The organism is Psychromonas ingrahamii 37 (genome assembly GCF_000015285.1).
GTDB classification, from domain to species: domain Bacteria; phylum Pseudomonadota; class Gammaproteobacteria; order Enterobacterales; family Psychromonadaceae; genus Psychromonas; species Psychromonas ingrahamii.
This window is the reverse complement of sequence record NC_008709.1, coordinates 2,884,254-2,903,065: the sequence shown is the minus strand read 5'-3', so window position 1 is coordinate 2,903,065 and position 18,812 is coordinate 2,884,254. Positions and strand designations below refer to the sequence as shown.

The 18,812-nt window shown below is 42.6% G+C and carries 18 protein-coding genes and 1 riboswitch; of the genes, 16 read left to right on the top strand and 2 right to left on the bottom strand.

What is annotated here, in order from left to right:
• Positions 1-159 precede the first annotated feature (159 nt).
• From PING_RS12280 to PING_RS12260, 5 genes are all read left to right on the top strand, one after another.
• Positions 160-465, top strand: a complete 306-nt coding sequence (locus PING_RS12280) for a hypothetical protein (protein ID WP_011770682.1) — start codon at positions 160-162, stop codon at positions 463-465.
• Between the two features lie 166 nt (positions 466-631).
• The gene (locus PING_RS12275) at positions 632-994 is read left to right on the top strand and encodes a DUF3024 domain-containing protein (protein ID WP_011770681.1); all 363 of its coding nucleotides are present in this window, start codon (positions 632-634) and stop codon (positions 992-994) included.
• A gap of 465 nt (positions 995-1,459) precedes the next feature.
• Complete coding sequence (locus PING_RS12270) at positions 1,460-3,160, top strand: glycoside hydrolase family 13 protein (RefSeq protein WP_011770680.1); 1,701 nt, start codon at positions 1,460-1,462, stop codon at positions 3,158-3,160.
• A gap of 46 nt (positions 3,161-3,206) precedes the next feature.
• The gene (gene glk, locus PING_RS12265; RefSeq protein ID WP_011770679.1) at positions 3,207-4,172 is read left to right on the top strand and encodes a glucokinase; all 966 of its coding nucleotides are present in this window, start codon (positions 3,207-3,209) and stop codon (positions 4,170-4,172) included.
• A 159-nt stretch (positions 4,173-4,331) separates the two neighbouring features.
• Positions 4,332-6,038: a glycoside hydrolase family 13 protein gene (locus tag PING_RS12260; protein WP_011770678.1), complete on the top strand. Its 1,707-nt coding sequence runs from the start codon at positions 4,332-4,334 to the stop codon at positions 6,036-6,038.
• A 272-nt stretch (positions 6,039-6,310) separates the two neighbouring features.
• Here the strand turns inward: PING_RS12260 and PING_RS21015 are convergent, their stop codons facing one another.
• Together PING_RS21015 and PING_RS21010 are read right to left on the bottom strand one after the other, a co-directional pair.
• Positions 6,311-6,685: a putative transcriptional regulator gene (locus PING_RS21015; RefSeq protein WP_011770677.1), complete on the bottom strand. Its 375-nt coding sequence runs from the start codon at positions 6,683-6,685 to the stop codon at positions 6,311-6,313.
• A 4-nt stretch (positions 6,686-6,689) separates the two neighbouring features.
• Positions 6,690-7,085, bottom strand: a complete 396-nt coding sequence (locus PING_RS21010; protein ID WP_011770676.1) for a LysR family transcriptional regulator — start codon at positions 7,083-7,085, stop codon at positions 6,690-6,692.
• 557 nt (positions 7,086-7,642) lie between these two features.
• A riboswitch (TPP riboswitch) is annotated at positions 7,643-7,742 on the top strand.
• 72 nt (positions 7,743-7,814) lie between these two features.
• Here PING_RS21010 and thiD point away from each other — a divergent pair.
• The 11 genes from thiD to PING_RS12200 all read left to right on the top strand — a co-directional run bounded on the left by thiD (position 7,815) and on the right by PING_RS12200 (position 18,601).
• Entirely contained in the window at positions 7,815-8,666 is an 852-nt protein-coding gene (gene thiD / locus PING_RS12250) for a bifunctional hydroxymethylpyrimidine kinase/phosphomethylpyrimidine kinase (RefSeq protein ID WP_011770675.1), read from the top strand.
• Entirely contained in the window at positions 8,650-9,438 is a 789-nt protein-coding gene (locus PING_RS12245) for an ABC transporter ATP-binding protein (RefSeq protein WP_011770674.1), read from the top strand. The genes thiD and PING_RS12245 overlap by 17 nt, the downstream gene beginning before the upstream one ends.
• A complete protein-coding gene (locus PING_RS12240; protein WP_011770673.1) occupies positions 9,431-10,228 on the top strand; it encodes an ABC transporter permease in 798 nt (265 codons plus the stop codon). Before PING_RS12245 ends, PING_RS12240 begins: the two co-directional genes overlap by 8 nt.
• Positions 10,229-10,277: 49 nt before the next feature.
• Positions 10,278-11,216, top strand: coding sequence for an ABC transporter substrate-binding protein (locus PING_RS12235; protein ID WP_011770672.1), 939 nt, complete (start codon positions 10,278-10,280; stop codon positions 11,214-11,216).
• Between the two features lie 16 nt (positions 11,217-11,232).
• A complete protein-coding gene (locus tag PING_RS12230; RefSeq protein WP_011770671.1) occupies positions 11,233-11,913 on the top strand; it encodes a TenA family protein in 681 nt (226 codons plus the stop codon).
• Between the two features lie 392 nt (positions 11,914-12,305).
• Positions 12,306-13,109, top strand: coding sequence for a hydroxyethylthiazole kinase (gene thiM / locus PING_RS12225; RefSeq protein ID WP_011770670.1), 804 nt, complete (start codon positions 12,306-12,308; stop codon positions 13,107-13,109).
• Between the two features lie 30 nt (positions 13,110-13,139).
• The gene (gene thiE, locus PING_RS12220) at positions 13,140-13,769 is read left to right on the top strand and encodes a thiamine phosphate synthase (RefSeq protein ID WP_086004607.1); all 630 of its coding nucleotides are present in this window, start codon (positions 13,140-13,142) and stop codon (positions 13,767-13,769) included.
• A 121-nt stretch (positions 13,770-13,890) separates the two neighbouring features.
• The gene (locus tag PING_RS12215) at positions 13,891-14,271 is read left to right on the top strand and encodes a VOC family protein (RefSeq protein ID WP_011770668.1); all 381 of its coding nucleotides are present in this window, start codon (positions 13,891-13,893) and stop codon (positions 14,269-14,271) included.
• A 458-nt stretch (positions 14,272-14,729) separates the two neighbouring features.
• Positions 14,730-15,647 (top strand): AAA family ATPase, encoded by a 918-nt coding sequence (locus PING_RS12210; protein WP_011770667.1) that lies wholly within the window; start codon positions 14,730-14,732, stop codon positions 15,645-15,647.
• Between the two features lie 3 nt (positions 15,648-15,650).
• Positions 15,651-16,622: a DUF58 domain-containing protein gene (locus PING_RS12205; protein ID WP_011770666.1), complete on the top strand. Its 972-nt coding sequence runs from the start codon at positions 15,651-15,653 to the stop codon at positions 16,620-16,622.
• Complete coding sequence (locus tag PING_RS12200; RefSeq protein WP_011770665.1) at positions 16,619-18,601, top strand: transglutaminase family protein; 1,983 nt, start codon at positions 16,619-16,621, stop codon at positions 18,599-18,601. Before PING_RS12205 ends, PING_RS12200 begins: the two co-directional genes overlap by 4 nt.
• Positions 18,602-18,812 lie beyond the last annotated feature (211 nt).

The following is an 18,812-nucleotide window of genomic DNA, read 5'->3' as shown; positions in this document are numbered from 1 at the left end:
TTGTTTAAATGCTTGGAGCTTTTTTATGAAATGTTTAAAAGAAATCGTTTATATTGACAACCTTTTGGGGTTTTGATTTTCTAAAAAAACGGGTGCTTTCTTGCAGAAATACGGAGTTATTTATTCTAATAAGATATTAGATGTAAGGAACTATGCCAAATGAGTAAACATAATCAGGATCTTAAGTTTTCTTTAAGTGCAGAAGAGTTTAATTTAATTTTTGATTATCAACTTGCAAGTAGTGTTCAATTGAAAAAATTACAATTAATCAAAATTGAATTATTTAAAAAACGCCCAAAATTTAAAAGAGTAAACATCATTTTAACTTTGGGTGATATAGATAATTTGCTTGTAAATATTTCTAGAGAAGCGAATAAGAATAACAACTCAGTTAAAGAGCAATATTTACTGCCTAGCTTATTTAGTAAATTGGGTAATAAATATAATGAAAGTATTTACTCATAAATGACAGCGATAAGTTAATCAACAAGGTAAAAATACGACTGGCTATCTGACTGAACTCGTATTTTAGCCAACCAAATTTTTCCTGCTATTAAGACGTTACTCGTTCCCACGCCGAGTATGTGAACGAGTAACGGCGAATTTTTACTCTAACTTTTATTACAGGTGCATGATGGCGTTTACTGAAACGGAAAGAAAAAAGTATGAGCATTTGGTCGCTAACCTTATTGAAAGTCGGAGAAGGCAAGCTACTGAGAATGGTTTTGATCTGAGTTATATATTTGATAATCAAAGTATCGAGTTATTTGAGATTCATCCTAGTACTCACAATGAACAAGGTTTCTTTCATTCATCCGTTGCAAAAATTACATTTATTAGGACAACTCATATATGGAAAATATCCTGGATGAGAGGTAGCTTAAAATGGCAGGTTTATAGAATAAATTCAAAAGTTAATAAACTCAGTGAAGCATTATTTATTGTTAATGAAGATCAAGACGGTTGTTTTTGGAAGTTGTCATCGGCAACATAACCGTTGGCCATCGCTAAATGCTAAATAAGGACAGCCAAACCTTTTTGACGAATTACCAGCTGTGTTCGCCGAGCAATTCTTTGTGGCGACGCTCCCTATGGTGGTAAAAGTGTTACACATAGCCACCAATCGACGGTTGATCGTATTGGTCAACTCAGAAAAAATGATTTACTCTCCAGCCTTTTAGCCATCCAGCCTTTTCGGCTCTCCAGCCTTTTTTGTTCCCTCCGTTTGTATCGCGTTTCTCAGTCGAGGGGAATTTTTCTGTAGCTTAGGTCACATTTTTCAATCAGCTTGAGGCGAATAATAGGCAGAAAAATCTGCCAAAGATCACACTTCTTCCGAGTGATATGCATTTTTTCTATGAAAGATGCGAGAAAATAGCATTTCAGTCTATGTTAGTTGCTGCTTATGATAGTGCCTATTCAAGATCAATCTGCACGGTTATTTTCAAGGACAATAGCGATGACAATTGTGATGACAATGGATGCTAAAAAAAATGAGACTGGCACAGTACCTGAATCAGATAAAAAATGGTGGCATAATGCCGTCGTTTATCAGATCTACCCTCATAGTTTTATGGATGCCAATCATGATGGCATAGGCGATTTGGCGGGGATCATCAGTAAACTTGATTACCTCAAGCAATTAGGCATTAATGTTATCTGGTTATCGCCGGTGTTCAAGTCTCCGATGGATGATAACGGTTATGATATTTCCGACTATCAGGATATCGCCTCAGAATTCGGCACGTTAGAGGAAATGAATAAGCTGATTGCTGAAGCTGCGAAACGTGATATCCGTATTATTATGGATCTGGTGATCAACCACAGCAGTGACGAGCATCCCTGGTTTATTGAGTCAAGAAAATCTAAAGATAACTTTTATCGCGATTATTACATTTGGCGTGAGCCAAAAGCCGATGGCTCAGCGCCGAATGATTTCAAATCTTATTTTGGCGGCAGTGCTTGGGAGTTTGATGGTACTACGGGGCAATATTATTTCCACCAGTTCTCTAAAAAGCAGCCGGATCTAAACTGGGATAATCCCAAGGTGCAGGAAGAGGTGCATAAGATGATCAACTGGTGGTTAGACCGTGGCATAGGTGGTTTCCGGATGGATGTGATCGACTTGATTGGCAAGGATGTGGATAAGCAGATTATGACCAACGGGCCGCGCCTGCATCCACTATTGCAAGAGATGAATAAAGCAACTTTTGGTGGGCGCGATTTACTGACCGTCGGTGAAGCGTGGAGCGCAACCCCGGAGACTGCCAAGCTGTATTCCGATCCGGCCCGCGATGAACTCTCCATGGTGTTTCAGTTTGAGCATATCACCATCACCTTTGATCCCGAGCAAGGTAAATGGAAACCTCGGCCGTTTGATCTGCTGGAGTTCAAGCAGGTAATCAGCAAGTGGCAAACTGAACTTGCTGATTGTGGTTGGAACTCGTTGTTCTGGAATAACCATGATCTGCCGCGCGCGGTTTCAAAATATGGCGATCCGGGGTGCTACCGCGTGCAGTCCGCTAAAATGCTGGCGACTGCGCTGCATTTCCTCAAAGGTATACCGTATATCTATCAGGGAGAAGAGATAGGCATGACCAATGTGCATTTCGATGCCATTGAGGATTATCAGGATATTGAAACCCTGAATCTTTATCAGGAGCGTATTGCAGCGGGCGTCTCGCATGAGGATATGATGCAGGGGATCCATGAAAATGGTCGTGACAATGCCCGCACACCTATGCAGTGGGATAGCAGCCTTAACAGCGGTTTTAGTGATGGTAACCCCTGGCTTAAGCTCAATCCAAATTATACCGAAATTAATGTCGAGTCGGCATTGGATGATCCTGATTCCATTTTTTACCACTACCAAAAACTGGTTCAGTTGCGCAAGACCCACGAGGTAATGGTCTATGGTGATTATCAGCCATTGTTTGTTGAGCATAAAAAGGTATTTTCCTACCAGCGGCAGTTAGGTAATGAGAAAGTTATCGTTATTAATAACTTCACGAATGAGCCGCTGGAGCTGACCTTGCCAAAACCACTGCAGGGATTGAAAGGGCAATGCCTGATTAGCAATTATGCGCCGCGTAAGCAGTTAAGCGAGTCACTCGCGCTTGCACCCTATGAGTCTTTTGCACTGCTCATTAAGCCGTGTTAAAGAATACCGGATATATGAATAATAAGTTTCTAATAAGGAAAATAAGATGAAACAGGTTAGTTTGGTCGGCGATGTGGGCGGCACTAATGCACGTCTGGCATTATGTGATCTGGAAACGGGCAGCATTTCTCACTCTCTGACCTATTCAGGTCTTGATTATCCCTCTCTGGAGGCTGTGGTGCGAGTCTATCTGGATCAACAATCGTTGCGTATTGAGCAGGCATGCATTGGCATCGCCTGTCCCATTGATGGGGATCAAGTCTCGATGACTAACCATAGCTGGGCATTTTCAATCAAACAGATGCAGGAAAATCTTGGCCTAAAAAAGCTGACTATTATTAATGATTTTACTGCGGTATCGATGGCGATTCCGGTGCTTGGTGCTGATGACAAAGTTCAGTTGGGAGGCGGTTTAGCCCGTTCCGGTAAACCCATTGCTGTCTACGGGGCGGGCACGGGGCTTGGCGTTGCACATCTGGTGCAGTCTTGCGATCGCTGGTTAAGTTTACCGGGTGAAGGAGGGCATGTGGATATGGCGAGTTGTACTGAGCAAGAGGATGCGCTGATTCAGCAGCTGCGGCTCGAGCTGGGGCATGTTTCAGCGGAAAGGCTGCTTTCCGGACCGGGACTGGTTAATATCTATAAGGGTTTAGTGACCTCCGATCATCGGGTGCCTGAAATATTAACGCCCAAGCAGATTTCAGATCGCGCGCTTTCTGGAGAGTGCCATGATTGCCATCGGGCACTGAGCCTTTTTTGTGTATTGATGGGACGCTTTGCCGGTAATCTGGCGCTCAATCTTGGCACTTTCGGCGGTGTTTATATTGCCGGTGGCCTAGTGCCTCGCTTCCTTGAGTTTTTTAAAGCCTCTGGTTTCCGCGAGGCTTTTGCAGACAAAGGGCGTTTTAAAGAACATCTGGAGGCCATTCCCGTTTACGTAATTACCCATTCGCAGCCGGGTTTACTGGGTGCTGGCGCCTATCTGCGTCAGTCCCTGGGAATCACTCTTTAACGGATTTGTTAGATAATTGATGACTTCTCGGTAAAATGATTTTTCATTATCGGCGGCTATTTTATAATGCTTATTTGAGTGTGCGATACACCCCCGCGATAACATAACCGCTCAGCCTAAGTTTATTTTTTGTGCTTATTAAGTAATCGGATTATAACCATGTTAAATACAAGCAAGACAGTAACAAACAGCCATTATACAAAAAACTGGTGGAAAGAAGCGGTGGTTTACCAGATTTATCCGCGCAGTTTTATGGATTCCAATGGTGACGGTATTGGTGATCTTAAGGGTATCACCGAGCGGCTTGATTATCTTAAAGACCTTGGCATTGATGTTATCTGGATCTGCCCTATGTTCAAATCACCTAATGATGACAATGGCTATGACATCAGTGACTATCAGGAGATTATGGATGAATTTGGCAGTATGGCTGACTTCGATTGTCTGTTGGAAGCTGTGCATGCGCGTGGGATGAGATTGATTTTGGATCTAGTGGTCAACCATACCTCCGATGAGCATCCTTGGTTTGTGGAGTCCAAAGCATCTAAGGATAGCCCCAAACGAGACTGGTATATCTGGCGTGATGGTAACTTTGGTAAGGAGCCTAATAACTGGGAGAGCATCTTCAAGGGACCGGCCTGGGAGTACGATCAAAGCACTGACCAGTATTATATGCACCTGTTTTCCAAAAAGCAGCCGGATCTTAACTGGGAAAATAAGGCGGTGCGTGAAGCTATCTACAAAATGATTAACTGGTGGCTGGACAAGGGGATAGACGGTTTTCGTGTCGATGCCATTAGCCATATGAAAAAGGAGCCAGGCTTTAAAGATATGCCTAATCCGAAGGGACTCAAAAATGTGCCGTGCTGGGATAAAATGATGAATGTTGGCGGTATCATCGACTATCTTGATGGCATGTGCGACAACACCTTTAGACACTATGACATTATGACGGTAGGAGAAGCTAATGGCGTCTCTGTGAGTCAATCCAAAAACTGGGTCGGCGAGGATAAGCAGCGATTAAATATGATTTTCCAGTTTGATCACCTTAAGCTATGGGAAGATAAACCAGATGCTCAGCTGGATCTGGTTAAGCTAAAACAGATTTTTAGCAAATGGCAGAAAGGGTTGGAGAATATCGGCTGGAATGCCCTCTTTCTGGAGAACCATGATATCCCGCGAATAGTCTCTAAATGGGGGGATACAAAGCACTACTGGTTTGAAAGTGCGACCTCTTTAGCAACGATGTATTTTCTGATGCAGGGCACCCCGTTTATCTATCAGGGGCAAGAGATTGGGATGACCAATACCCAGTTTGCCAGTATTGATGATTTTAATTGTGTTGGCGCTAAAAATCAGTATGCCGAGTTGCGTAAGGAGGGGATGCCTGAGCAAGAGATCCTGCATCTGTTGGCACAAACAGGCAGGGATAATTCGCGCACGCCTATGCAGTGGGATAGCACAGTTAATGCAGGCTTTAGTTCCGGTACACCTTGGCTCAAGGTAAATCCAAACTATCAACGTATTAATGTTGCGCAGCAAGAATTGGACAAAGGATCTATTCTGAATTTTTATCGCCAGCTGATTGCCCTGCGTAAGGCCGAACCGGTATTGGTTTATGGTCATTATGATTTATTGCTTGAAAATGATCTGCAGATTTACGCCTATACGCGCACCTTAGGGGAGCAGCAGTTGCTGATTATGTGTAACTTGACAGGCTTGTCTGCACAATATATGCATCCAGACTGTCTACCAAAGAGTGAACATCTGTTACTGGGTAATTACTCTGTGGCCACGCATGGAGCCGAAAATAGTCTGGTATTAAATCCCTTTGAGGCTAGAATCTACCGCCTGTGCAAGGCTTAATATCTGTTTCCCGTTAGCAATCAAAATACTGATTTTTACACCTTCAATAATAACAGATAGTTAGGTGTTGCGGCTCGTTTCACTGGCTGATTGTTAATCAGCCAGTTGAGCTTGCGTTATGTGGTGTTCTTTTTGCCGCTATCTGTAGCGTAATACCAAATCCATTAAATTCATGCCTTACTTTTATGTGTTTTCCGGCGCCTAAATAGATCATCTAATAAGTGGAATTGGTATAATGCGCCAAGTTTAAGCTCTCTTCTGAACTACTTGAATCACACCTCCCCTTTGATATAAGGATTATTTTTTATGAGATCTTTAAACTGCTCCAACAACCTGATGCTTTGCTTATCCTGTTGGCCATCTTTATGGAGATAAGCCCCAATGGTGGCTTTGCTGAAACACTCCTGCATCTGAAGAGGGACAATATCAAAGGTTTCAAAATATGTTTTCATGCCGGCAGGGTAGAGTAAAAGCGCGTCGCTGTTTTGTAATAAATCGATCGCTGTTAAAAATGAGTTGGTATTATAAGTCACCTTTTCATGCAGATAGTGGCGTTTGAGAAAAGATCTCATTTCAGGGCTTTGCTGCTGCAAATGGGCAAAGCGTTTTTTCGACGTCCCTAGATGAACCGAGGGAAAGTGCGCCATATCCTCATTGCTGCAGATGATCACCTACGTCGATGGTGATATTGCTGTGCGGGTAAGCATTTTGGAAGTTCTGCACACAGTCGCGAATAAAGAGGTGCCACCAAGCGTCACCGCAGCCTATTTTAAGTTCGTATTGATGCCTGAGCTTATTTTTATCGAGCTTATTGAGGGTATTTTGATAGAGGTGCTGCATCATTTTCGCTTGCTCATAGAGCAGTTTCCCACTTGACGTGAGCGTGATCCCTTTAGAGTTGCGATTAAATAACTTGGTTTCAAGCTTTTCCTCTAATTTATTCATGTTATGACTTAAGGTAGGTTGGCTTAAACAGAGTTTGTTGGCAGCTTGTGTCACATTTTGTGCTTTTGCGACCTGAATGAATTGAAGCATTAACTTGAACATTGCTGCCCTTGTCGTAATAGATAAATTCTATGATCTGGCCATTATAATAGTGTTTTTGTATGGCTATGTTGGCATCGCTCACTGTGTCAGAAATTTTTCAAGTGGGCAATCGAGGCGAGAAAAAAGTGCTTGGCAGGAAGTTTGCTTTTAGGAAAAAGCAGTAAATTAATAATAAGGCGGGTTGTGAGGTGATTTATGGCATTGCTGCTGTAGGTCGAAATAAGCCCCTTTGATCTAAATTCTCAATGCTGCTCTCTTTTTTATCGGAAGGCTGCGTCCAATTTTTTTCTGCATAGTTAACTAAAGTGAGTACTTTTTAATTAATTTATGATTATTTCCCTCGTCCTTTAACGACCTGTCTTTTCGACCTAAAGGTCCGGGCTTCACGCACAATAGGTGAAGACAATTTACAGCACAGTTGTTGATGATTTCAACAAATCTGTCTGATTAATTTTTTAGTTTTTTGTGTGATTTCTGAGTCTTTCGATTGCTATGAAAATGAGCTCCCTTACGCAAGGGAACCCTTGCTCTTTCAAAAAAACTTGTTATTATTGCTGCAAATATAGTCGGGGGGCCTGAAGGCTGAGATCGCATAGTGCGAAACCCGTTGAACCTGATTCAGTTAATACTGGCGTAGGGAACTATAAGTCTTGTTTTTGATTCTCTCTGCTACACCTATCTTAAATATTTGGCTTGATATAGTTCCTTTTACCCGTTATAGGAGCTTTTATGTCAAACCTTAGTGCAACTTCTACTGCTCAAAATTCATCAACGCCTATCGTGCTGACTATTGCCGGATCCGACAGTGGTGGTGGAGCAGGTATTCAAGCCGATATTAAAGCCATTTCAGCAACGGGCGGTTACGCCTGTTCTGTGATCACTGTGATTACCGCTCAAAACACCCTTGGGGTGTCCGCTATTTTCCCTATTCCCCTTGAACATATAGAAAAGCAACTTGATGCGGTTTTTAGCGATCTGAATGTGGTTGCTGTTAAGGTTGGGATGTTGGCTGATTGCGACATAATCAAACTCGTGGCAGCAAAAATAAGACAGTATCGTCCTGCCTTTTTAGTGGTTGATCCGGTGATGATCGCAACCAGCGGAGACTTATTGCTGAAAGCATATTCGATTAGTACACTGAAATCGGAACTGCTTCCTCTTGCAGATCTTATCACGCCTAATCTGCCCGAAGCGGCGGAATTGATTTCTTCAGATGTGCCAACCAATAAAGAGGGCATGGAGAAGATGATCGGCAAACTCCGTAAATTGAAATTTAATGCGCTGCTGCTTAAAGGGGGGCATTTGATTGATGATGAAAATAGTAATGATCTGCTTATCCTACCTAATCATGTTGAACAGTTAAACGCCATCCGTATCAATACGCTTAATACCCATGGTACAGGTTGCACACTTTCGTCGGCAATCGCCTCCTATCTGGCGCAGGGTAATGATCTTTTACGTGCGGTGCAGCTGGGCAAAGACTATATTTCGCAAGCGATCGCGCATGCCGACGAATTAGATGTCGGGCAGGGTCATGGCCCGGTAAACCATTTCTTTGTCGGACATGCGAATGTCCGTTAGCACGCGGCCTTTATCAGTTAAAAGTCCTGCCCTGCAGATAGATATCTCTGCGGGTTATCTGCGTTATACCGGCAGTAAAGCGGCCACATTACAGGGTATTAATATGAGATTCCCTGCCGGGCAATGGACCTGTATTTTGGGCCGCAGTGGTTGTGGGAAAACTTCATTGCTTCGTTATCTGGCCGGTTTGCTTGATCAGCAAGTCAGTTGGTCTGGCGAGCTTACGATCACACCTCCCCAATTTGATTTGAAAAATAACATTGCTTATATGGCGCAACAGGACTTGTTGATGCCATGGCTGTCGGTGCTGGACAACGTTACCTTAAGCGCTAAATTCGGTAATACTATTACGCCTGTTCACAAAGAAGCTGCCTTGGCCTTGCTTGAAAAGGTTGGACTTTTAGATAGTGCCGACTGCTTGCCTCAAAAACTGTCGGGTGGTATGCGCCAGCGTGTCGCGCTGGTGCGCACATTAATGCAGAATAAGCCCGTGATATTAATGGATGAACCCTTTTCTGCCGTGGATGCGGTAACACGTTACCGCTTGCAGGATATGGCTTGTGAACTGCTCAAAGATAAAACCGTTGTTTTGATTACCCACGATCCGCAGGAAGCAATTCGCCTGGCGGATAAGATCTACATTATGCAGGGAAAACCCAGTTCAGCCGAGTCTTTAAAGGTACCCGCTTCTTTAACACCCCGTCAATTTGATGCCGAGTGTGCACAACTTCAGCAGTCTATTATGGCATATCTGGAGCGCTCAGATGCCTGATGTCAGCGTCTTAGATAGTCAGCCAGCTTCGACAAAATATAAAAAAATAGTTCTTAAACCCCTTCTGCGCATTATGATAAGCGTGCTAATTATTCTGGGTTTATGGCAGGCAGTGGTGGTTTTTTTTGAGATGCCTTCCTTTATTTTACCTGCTCCTTTAGAAGTATTTGCAAGACTGCTGCAACGCTATGACGTTCTGCTTAAACATACTTTGGTCACGGCACAAGAAATTATTCTGGGCCTGTTTTTAGGCCTGTTTATGGGGTTGTTTTTTGCCCTGCAGATGCTGTTATTTAAGCCGGTTAAACATTGGCTCTTACCCATTTTGATTGCCAGTCAGGCGATTCCCGTGTTTGCGCTTGCCCCCGTGCTGATGCTTTGGCTGGGTTATGGGATCGCCTCCAAAATAGTGATGGCCGCGTTAATCATCTTTTTTCCGGTGACGACCTGCTGCTACGATGGGCTGCGTAATACTCCGTCGGGTTATCTTGATCTTGCACAAACCATGGGGGCGACAAAATGGCAGATGCTGCGCCATATTCAGTTTCCAGCCTCTTTACCGACACTGGCTTCCGGTATTCGGGTTGCCGTGGTGATTGCGCCTATTGGTGCAATAGCAGGGGAGTGGGTTGGCTCGAGCGAAGGTTTGGGTTATCTGATGTTACAGGCCAATGCCCGAATGATGATAGATGAAATGTTTGCCGCACTGTTTATCTTATCTCTCTTGTCCGTCCTGCTTTATTTTGTTGCTGAAAAGTTGTTAAAAAAATTTATACCTTGGGAAGTTTAATCAGAAAGAGCGTTATTGATAAATGCTCTGCTATAAAAAAGGAAATACAATGAAAAAAAGAATAATCTTAAGTGCAGTTGCATTAATGTTAGCGCTGCCGGTACAGGCCGAGATGAAAAAATTGACCCTGATGCTGGACTGGTTTGTTAACCCCAACCACGGACCCGTGGTGATTGCCCAGCAGCGCGGTTATTTTAAACAACAAGGCCTTGAGGTTGATATTCAAGAGCCGGGCGATCCGAGCATACCCGCTAAATTGGTTGCAGCCAATAAAGTGGATTTGGCTATCTCTTATCAGCCTAGTTTAATTATGGATGTGGCTGCGGGTCTGCCTCTTATCCGCTCTGCGACTTTGATTGCTACGCCGCTTAATACTTTGACCATATTAGACAATAATAAGATTAAAAAACTATCTGATCTTAAAGGTAAAAAAATTGGCATTTCCATTGCGGGTAATGAAGAGGCGACTATCAGCACGATGTTGAAAACACAGGGTGTTAACTATGATGAGGTGGAGATTATCAATATTGGTTGGGCTTTGTCTGCCTCGCTTGCCTCGGGAAAGGTCGATGCAACCTGGGGAGGATTCCGCAATTTTGAAACAAACCAGCTAGCACTTGAAGGCATTAAGGCAAAATCTTTCTTCCCTGAAGAGCACGGAGTACCGCCCTATGATGAACTTGTCTTTGTAGCGAATGCCGACAGCTATGATAAAGCGGCGATTCTGGCATTTAATAAAGCCCTGGAGCAGGCGACAATCTACATTGTAAACCACCCCGAAGAATCCTGGAAAGAGTTTGCGGCCTATGCGCCGGACACTTTGAATAACGAGCTTAATAAACTCGCCTGGAACGCGACATTGACCCGATTTGCATTACGTCCGTCTGCGATTGATTTACAGCGTTATGATGATTATGCCCAGTTTATGTATAGCCAAAAAATCATTAGCACACTGCCAAAAGCACAGGATTATATTCCAACATTTTAATAAATAGAGTGGTTATATGAATCATCAAGATTTAATTAATGCATGTGGCAAGGATTGGAATGCCTACACTAAACATGCCTTTGTACGGCAATTAGCAAAAGGCACGTTAGCGCAGCCCTGCTTTTTACATTACCTGAAACAAGATTTTTTGTTTCTTAAGCAATATGCACGTGCTTATGCGCTGGCTATTTACAAAGCGCGCACCTTAGCTGATATGCGTAAAGCGCTGCCTAGCGTACATGCATTACTGGACGTTGAAATCGACCACCACGTAAGTTATTGCGCTAACTGGGGACTGACTGAATCGGATTTGGAAGCAGAAGATGAAGATTTTGGTACGGTTGCCTATACGCGTTATGTGCTCGATGCGGGCATGCAAGGCGATATAGTTGATTTATACGCGGCGCTAGCACCATGCTTTATTGGTTATGCAGAAATAGGGCGTAACCTCTGCAACGATCAAAACACCCACCGGGAAGGTAATCCATTTGAGAATTGGATTGCACTTTATGGCGGTGATGAATTCCAGCAAGGCGTTGCGCAGGGCACTGAACATATTGATGCATTACTCGCTGATATTGATTTAAACAGTTCGCGCGGCCGGGAACTTATTCGCGTATTTAGAACCGCAACTCGAATGGAAATTGCTTTTTGGGAGCAAGGGTTGAATGCGGCAGAGTCTGTCCCTTTAAATTGATTTTCTGTGGTTCAAAAAATGCTTACCACTGAGGACACCGAGAAAAGAATTTGGACTAAAAGTGCCTTTTAAGATAGTTAATATCAGTAATTATGTCACTTACTCTGTGAATTTGGCGTTCTCTGTGGTTCAAAAGACTGTTACCACTGAGGGCACAGAGGATACAGAGAAAAGACTTTGAGCACTTATATTTGACACTTTTACGCTATTAGTCATGTTTTTTATGGCGGTTAAGTGCCTTTTAAGATGGTCAATATCCTTCCTCTGTGATCTCGGCGTTCTCTGTGGTTCAAAAACGGTTACTACCGAGGACACAGAGCAAAAGTTTGAGCGTAAAAGGGTCTTTTAAATTAGTTTTGGTAAATTAGAGCAGCAGCTCAGAAGGATAAAATATGAAGAAAAATATAGATTCAAATATTAAAACGATCGTCAGCGCGCTTAAAACGCTGCGTGAACAGAAACCGCTGGTGGTCAATATTAGTAATTATGTCGCGATGAATAATACCGCTAATGCCTTGCTTGCCCTTGGTGCGTCGCCGATTATGGCGCATTCCCGTGATGAAATGGCTGAAATGCTGTCTTTTTCTGGTGCTTTGGTAGTCAATATCGGTACTCTGGATAGTCTCTGGATTCCGCGTATGTTGTTTGCCGTCGAGCAGGCTAATATCCATAAAAAAACGGTAGTGCTTGATCCTGTCGGATGCGGTGCAAGCAGCCTGCGAACGGCAACCTCATGGCAAATTGCGGAAGCCGCCAACAAGCTAATTATTAGAGGAAATGCATCAGAAATCATTGCCTTAGCCGGAGAGAAAGGACAAAGCAAAGGTGTTGATTCCCTTGATAGCAGTGAGGCGGCGCTTGGTGCCGCACGGTATTTGCGTGACACTTATCAGTGCGCTGTAGTTATTTCTGGGGCGACAGATTTTATTGTCACCGCAGGTGGGCAAATTCAGCTTAATAACGGTCATGCCATGATGCCTTATGTGACGGCAATGGGCTGCACACTCAGTGCCTTAACTGGAGCTTTTGCAGCCGTTGGTGAAGAAACTGGATTAGCGGCTGCAGCCGTTTTAGGCGTTGCGGGTGAAATCGCTGCAGAGCAATCAAAAGGCCCCGGCAGTCTGCAGCTTAATCTTTTAGATGCTTTATATCAGCTCGATGAAGCGACGCTGATTCAGCGTTTAAAATTATCCTAGCCTGTATCAAAAAATTTGGAGAATAAAGAGTTGGAGAAAAAAGTGAACCCCTATCGTTTATATTTAGTGACCGATGACCAGCAGAATCTTGAAACATTGAAAAGGGTGGTTGCTGAAGCAGTTGTCGGTGGTGTGACTATGGTCCAAGTTCGGGAAAAGCAGGGTGATCTTCGCGTTTTTATAGAAAGGGTGTTAGCGGTAAAGGCAATTTTACACGGGACGGGCGTACCTTTGATCGTCAATGACAGAGTGGATGTTGCACTGGCCGTTGATGCTGATGGTGTACACTTGGGTCAATCGGATATGCCGGTAGAAACCGCCCGCAGACTAATAGGAAAAGATAAATTACTTGGCCTGTCTATTGAGAATCCGCAGCAGCTTATTGAAGCGGAATCTTTGCCCGTCGATTATTTGGGGTTGAGTGCTATTTTTTCTACAGCAACAAAAACCAACATCAAGAAAGAATGGGGTATTGAGGGGCTTACCAATGCCGTAGCGCAAAGCTCCTTGCCGATAGTTGCTATTGGTGGTATTAATGTTTCAAATCTTGATGAGGTTATTGCAAGCAATGTTGCTGGCGTGGCATTAGTCTCGGCTATTTGTCATGCACCGTCGCCAAAACAAGCGGCAATAAATTTGCTCAAACAGATGGGGAAATAGCTGATAAAGGCGAGAAGGTGGGAAGGTGGGAAGGCTGTCGGCTTTCGGCTGTCAGCTCTAAACTCGAAGCTCGAAGGCTCTAAACTCGAAGACTCGATTATTTAAATAAAGGAAAATAAGAATGTTTAGTCATGTAATGCTTGGAACCAATGATATAGAAAAGTCAAAGCTGTTTTACGATGCAGTATTGGCTGCACTTGGACACAATGAAGGTGTCTTAGACGGCAACGGACGCTGTTTTTATATGACAAAAGCGGGCGTTTTTGCGTTAACACTGCCAATAAATGGAGAAGCTGCTACCTGTGGCAATGGTATGACTATTGGATTTAAAGCCAATAATCCTGAAGCGGTTGAGGCATTTCATGCGGCAGGCATCGCTAACGGAGGGACCGAGTGCGAACAACCACCTGGGCTGCGCGAAGCGGGTTCTAGAAAACTCTATTTAGGCTATCTGCGCGATCCATCGGGCAATAAAATTTGTGCTACCCACTTTGTTGCTTAATCTGTTTCCATTTCATTTCGAGATGTATATTGAGAGGTTAGCTGTCAGGTAGCCTCTTTAGCCTTGATTTCGAGTGACCCTTTTTCTTCATACCCCTTTCGCTTGATTTATAATAAAATCGTCACCAATAGAACGATTTTAATTGCTCCATATAATCAGAATAACTTTTGTTGTAATGGCTTATATTTTTTTCGTTATCATTCCCTGAAAATGTAAAAACAGCCCGGCAATAATAGGTGTTACGCTAATGCTTTGTCTTCTGTAGTATTCGGTGCCGCTAATACTATGGTTAGATCTTTTCAAACTTCACTATAATTTAATCTGACCACAGAAAATAGCCGATGATTTGTGGAGATAGCTTGCATTTTTTGGCTTTTTTTTCTGCTATTCTGAATTTTTAAGTAACGCGGGTATCTAATTAATGTTTGTTGACTCGTTAATGACCGTAGGGCGTGCTGATGCACAATAAAATCGCTAACATATTAAAGCAATTGAATCACATTTTACTGGGGAAAGAAGATCAGATTAAATTAGCGCTCGTTTGTCTGCTTGCCGATGGCCATCTTTTAATTGAAGATCTGCCGGGTATGGGTAAAACAACACTGGCCTCAGCGTTAGCAAAAACCCTTGGACTTGATTATCAACGGGTGCAATTTACCAGTGATATGTTACCTGCTGATATTCTAGGTGTGTCGATATTTGACAGTAATAAAAAGCAATTTAATTTTCATAAAGGGCCGATTTTTAGTCAGGTATTATTAGCCGATGAAATAAATCGCGCCAGCCCTAAAACACAAAGTGCATTACTAGAGGCAATGGAAGAAAAGCAAATTTCACTGGACAGTCAAACCTATGCTTTGCCAACGCCTTTTTTTGTGATTGCAACACAAAACCCCACGGATCAAGCGGGTACATTTCCACTACCCGAATCCCAGTTAGACCGATTTATGATGCGTATTGAGCTTGGTTTTCCGAATATGGATGCGGAATTAAAAATGTTAAAAGCGCACGTATCGTCGAATAAAAAGCAGCAAATATCGGCTATTATAAATGTTGATGATTTGCGAATAATGCAATCTGCCGTACGTAAAACGCAAGCCAGTGAAGCGGTTTTAAATTATCTGCTGCGCCTAATACATGAAAGTCGCTATGGTGGTCTTTCAGCTCATCCATTATCGCCTCGCTGCAGCAAAATATTACTGCAGGCCGCTAAAGCAACGGCTTTTTTGCAGCAAAGAGATTACCTCATTCCTGAAGATATTCAGGCTGTCTTTGTGGCGGTAACCGAACACCGTTTAGCGGGGATTAATAATGCTAAACCAGGCAGTAAAACATTCAGTCAAACATTGCTTGATAGTGTTGATCCCTTTGCTTAATTTATGAAAAAAAATTTGAATATAAGTGGCCCATTCAAGAGGTTAATCAAGCGCCGTTTTGAACGTTGGTTAACGGCGCGCATGCCAGCGCAAAATAGTTTCACCTTGAGTCAGAAAAATATTTTTATATTTCCTTCTAAATTTGGTCTGCAGTTTTTAATAGTTTGTTTTATTTTGTTTCTGCTCGGCACTAACTATCAAAATAACTTGATTTTATTTGTGGTGTTTTTCCTGTGCAGTTTTATGGTGACTTGCCTGCTGTTAAGTTATCAAAATATGGCGAATTTAACCCTGACGGCCAGCCCGATTAAAGCTCAATTTGCGGGGCAAGATAGTGTGTTTTGTTTACGTCTCACTAAAAATCCTGACCTTGGACAGCAGATTTATTTTTATTTTAAACAGCCAAGTTCGGCACTTAAATCGGTCATAAAAGAGCAACAAGTGTTTATTTACGGCTTGTCGAAAAAAAGAGGTTGGTTTAATCCGGGCAGAGTGACCCTGCGTTCAACCTTTCCCTTTGGTTTATTTACAGTGTGGACCTACCTTGATTTCGGATTGAAGGTATTATTATATCCCGAGCCACTCACTCATGATATGCCGCTTGTTAGCCTATCTCCTGAGCAAAAAAATCAGGGGTTAACAAATTTTTCGCCTGGTTTTGAGCAATTTTCAATGCTAAAAAGTTATCAACCAGGAGACTCTTTAAAATCGGTTGCATGGAAACAGCTGGCCCAAGGGCGAGGTTGGTTTAGCAAACAGTTCGAACAAGCGCAAGGGGGGGATGTGCTTTTAGATCTGGCCTTATATAAAAATTTAGATCTGGAGACAAAGCTCAGTTTACTGTGTTTTCAAATTATTGAATTAGACAAGAGTGATTGCAGTTATGCTTTAAAACTGGGTCGTAAAACGATTGCTGCAGGTCATGGTTTACAGCATAAAAAAATGTGCTTAAAAGCATTAGCATTATACGTATGAAAGAGTTCCTTAATCGTTTGGGTTTGTCGTTAATTATCCTAACCTATCTCAGTATGGTAAGCGCATTATATGAACAGATAAACCCATTCTTAATTTTCTTTGGTCTGCTCTGTAGCGGTTGGCGTATTGCTCACTTTTACGGGCGTGTGCCCCTGCTGGGCAGGTTATGGCTGAATTTTATTACGATTGCCAGTAGCTTAGTCACTGTCATCATCGTATACCCACTGGGTTTATTTAGCATTATGCTGCATCTGATTATGTTAGGTTTTAGCTTGAAATTTTTGGAACTGAAATCAATCCGTGATGTGCATTTTTTTGTTAATACGGGTTTTGTGTTAGTCGCACTGTTCTTTATCTTTAATTACTCGATAGCGATGACGCTGGTGGCTGGTTTATTGATTCTGTTATTATTAGCCGTACTGTTAAGTGTGCATGGGGGGCATTTAGCCGGCAATCGCTTTATTAAATTATTGTTGAAAAGTTGCTTGCTCAGTTTACCACTGGCACTGGTCCTCTTTGTTGTTATTCCGCGTTTACCCTCATTGTGGAAGATGCCGTTACAAAAATACGCTACCACGGGGTTAAGTGATACTGTCAGCCCCGGACAAATAGCTGAATTAAGCAGGTCCAGTGCTTTGGCTTTTCGTGCTTCATTTGTTGGGGAGCCGGTACGTCAAAGCGAGCGTTATTGGCGAGTGATGACCCTTGATAATTTTGACGGACAAACTTGGTCACAAAGCCTAAGTAAAAAAAATCAGGAGCAACAGGCTAAAACAGGGTCAAGTGTCAGCTTTCAATTAAGCACCAAGAAAAATAGCATTGACTTGATCATTGAGCCGCACTACAACTATTGGATCCCCACGCTTGATTATGGCAAGGCTGATCTCGGTCAGGTTAGTTTAAGTGACTATGCCTTGCGCAGTACAAAACCTGTGGTAAAAAGGGATCACTTTGAGGTTGATTTATATCAACAGATAGAAACAAAACCATTAACAACAGTAGAAAAGCAACAACTACTCAGCCTGCCGACACAAGGTAATCTAGAAACACAAGACTGGGTTGCCACTAAGGTCAAGCAAGGGCTTGATAAACAAGCTATTCTTAAGCAACTGCTTAATGATTTTTCAACAAAAAACTTCCGCTATACGCTCAAACCACCCCCGCTTGGGATCGACCAGGTGGATGATTTTCTATTCTCAACACAAGCCGGATTTTGTGTGCATTATGCCAGTAGCTATCTTTATGTGGCACGGCTTTTAGGTGTTCCTGCACGCATGGTGACAGGATATTTGGGGGGCGAGTGGCAAGCTCAGGATCAGTTTATGTCTATTCGTCAATATGATGCACATGCCTGGGTTGAAATTTGGCAAGAGAACAAGTGGCTTAGGATTGATCCAACCGCTTATGTTGCCCCGGAGCGTGTTGAATTAGGGTTAGAGCAAAGTTTATCAAACCGTGACGAGTTTTTAGCCGATGAGTATTTCTCTCTGCAGAAATGGCGAAATATAAGGCTGTTAAACAAATTGCGCACAAAAATCGCGCAGATAGATTATTTATGGGCAACCTGGGTCATCAATTATGATAATAAAAAACAGCTGCGTTTGCTGCAGTCCTGGTTTGTCAACGTGCCCTGGTTGAATTTGTTTTCCGCCGTATTAATGATCATGTTATTAGTGTTTTCAAGTGTTTTTTTAATAATATTTAAACCTTGGATTAGACAAAAAATCAATGCAGAAGATAAGCTTTATATAAAACTGCAACGCTATTATTCAAAAAAGGGATTGCGCAGGCTTAAAGGGCAAACTGTCACGGATTTCTGCCAACTGGCCAGCACTAAATCTTCACATCCCTCTGCTCTGTTTGAAAGTTTTTCTTCGAAATACAATAGCTTAAAATATGACGTTAATTTATCAGCAAGTGAGCGTAAAAAACGCCTGAAACAGTTACGTTTTATCTGCAAACAATTACAGAAAGGATGAAAGGTGACGCAGGCTTACCGTTGATGAGTCAATGACTTCGGTATCCTGTCTCAGGGCTTTCAGGTTGTTTTCGTAGCAGAATACATAATTTAATGACGAATTTGTATTCGACAAATTTTAGACACAAAAAAGCCCATACCGAAGTACAGGCTTAAAAAATTTTGACTAATTATTGTTTATTTTGCAATAAGAGTAATTAGATCAAGAACTT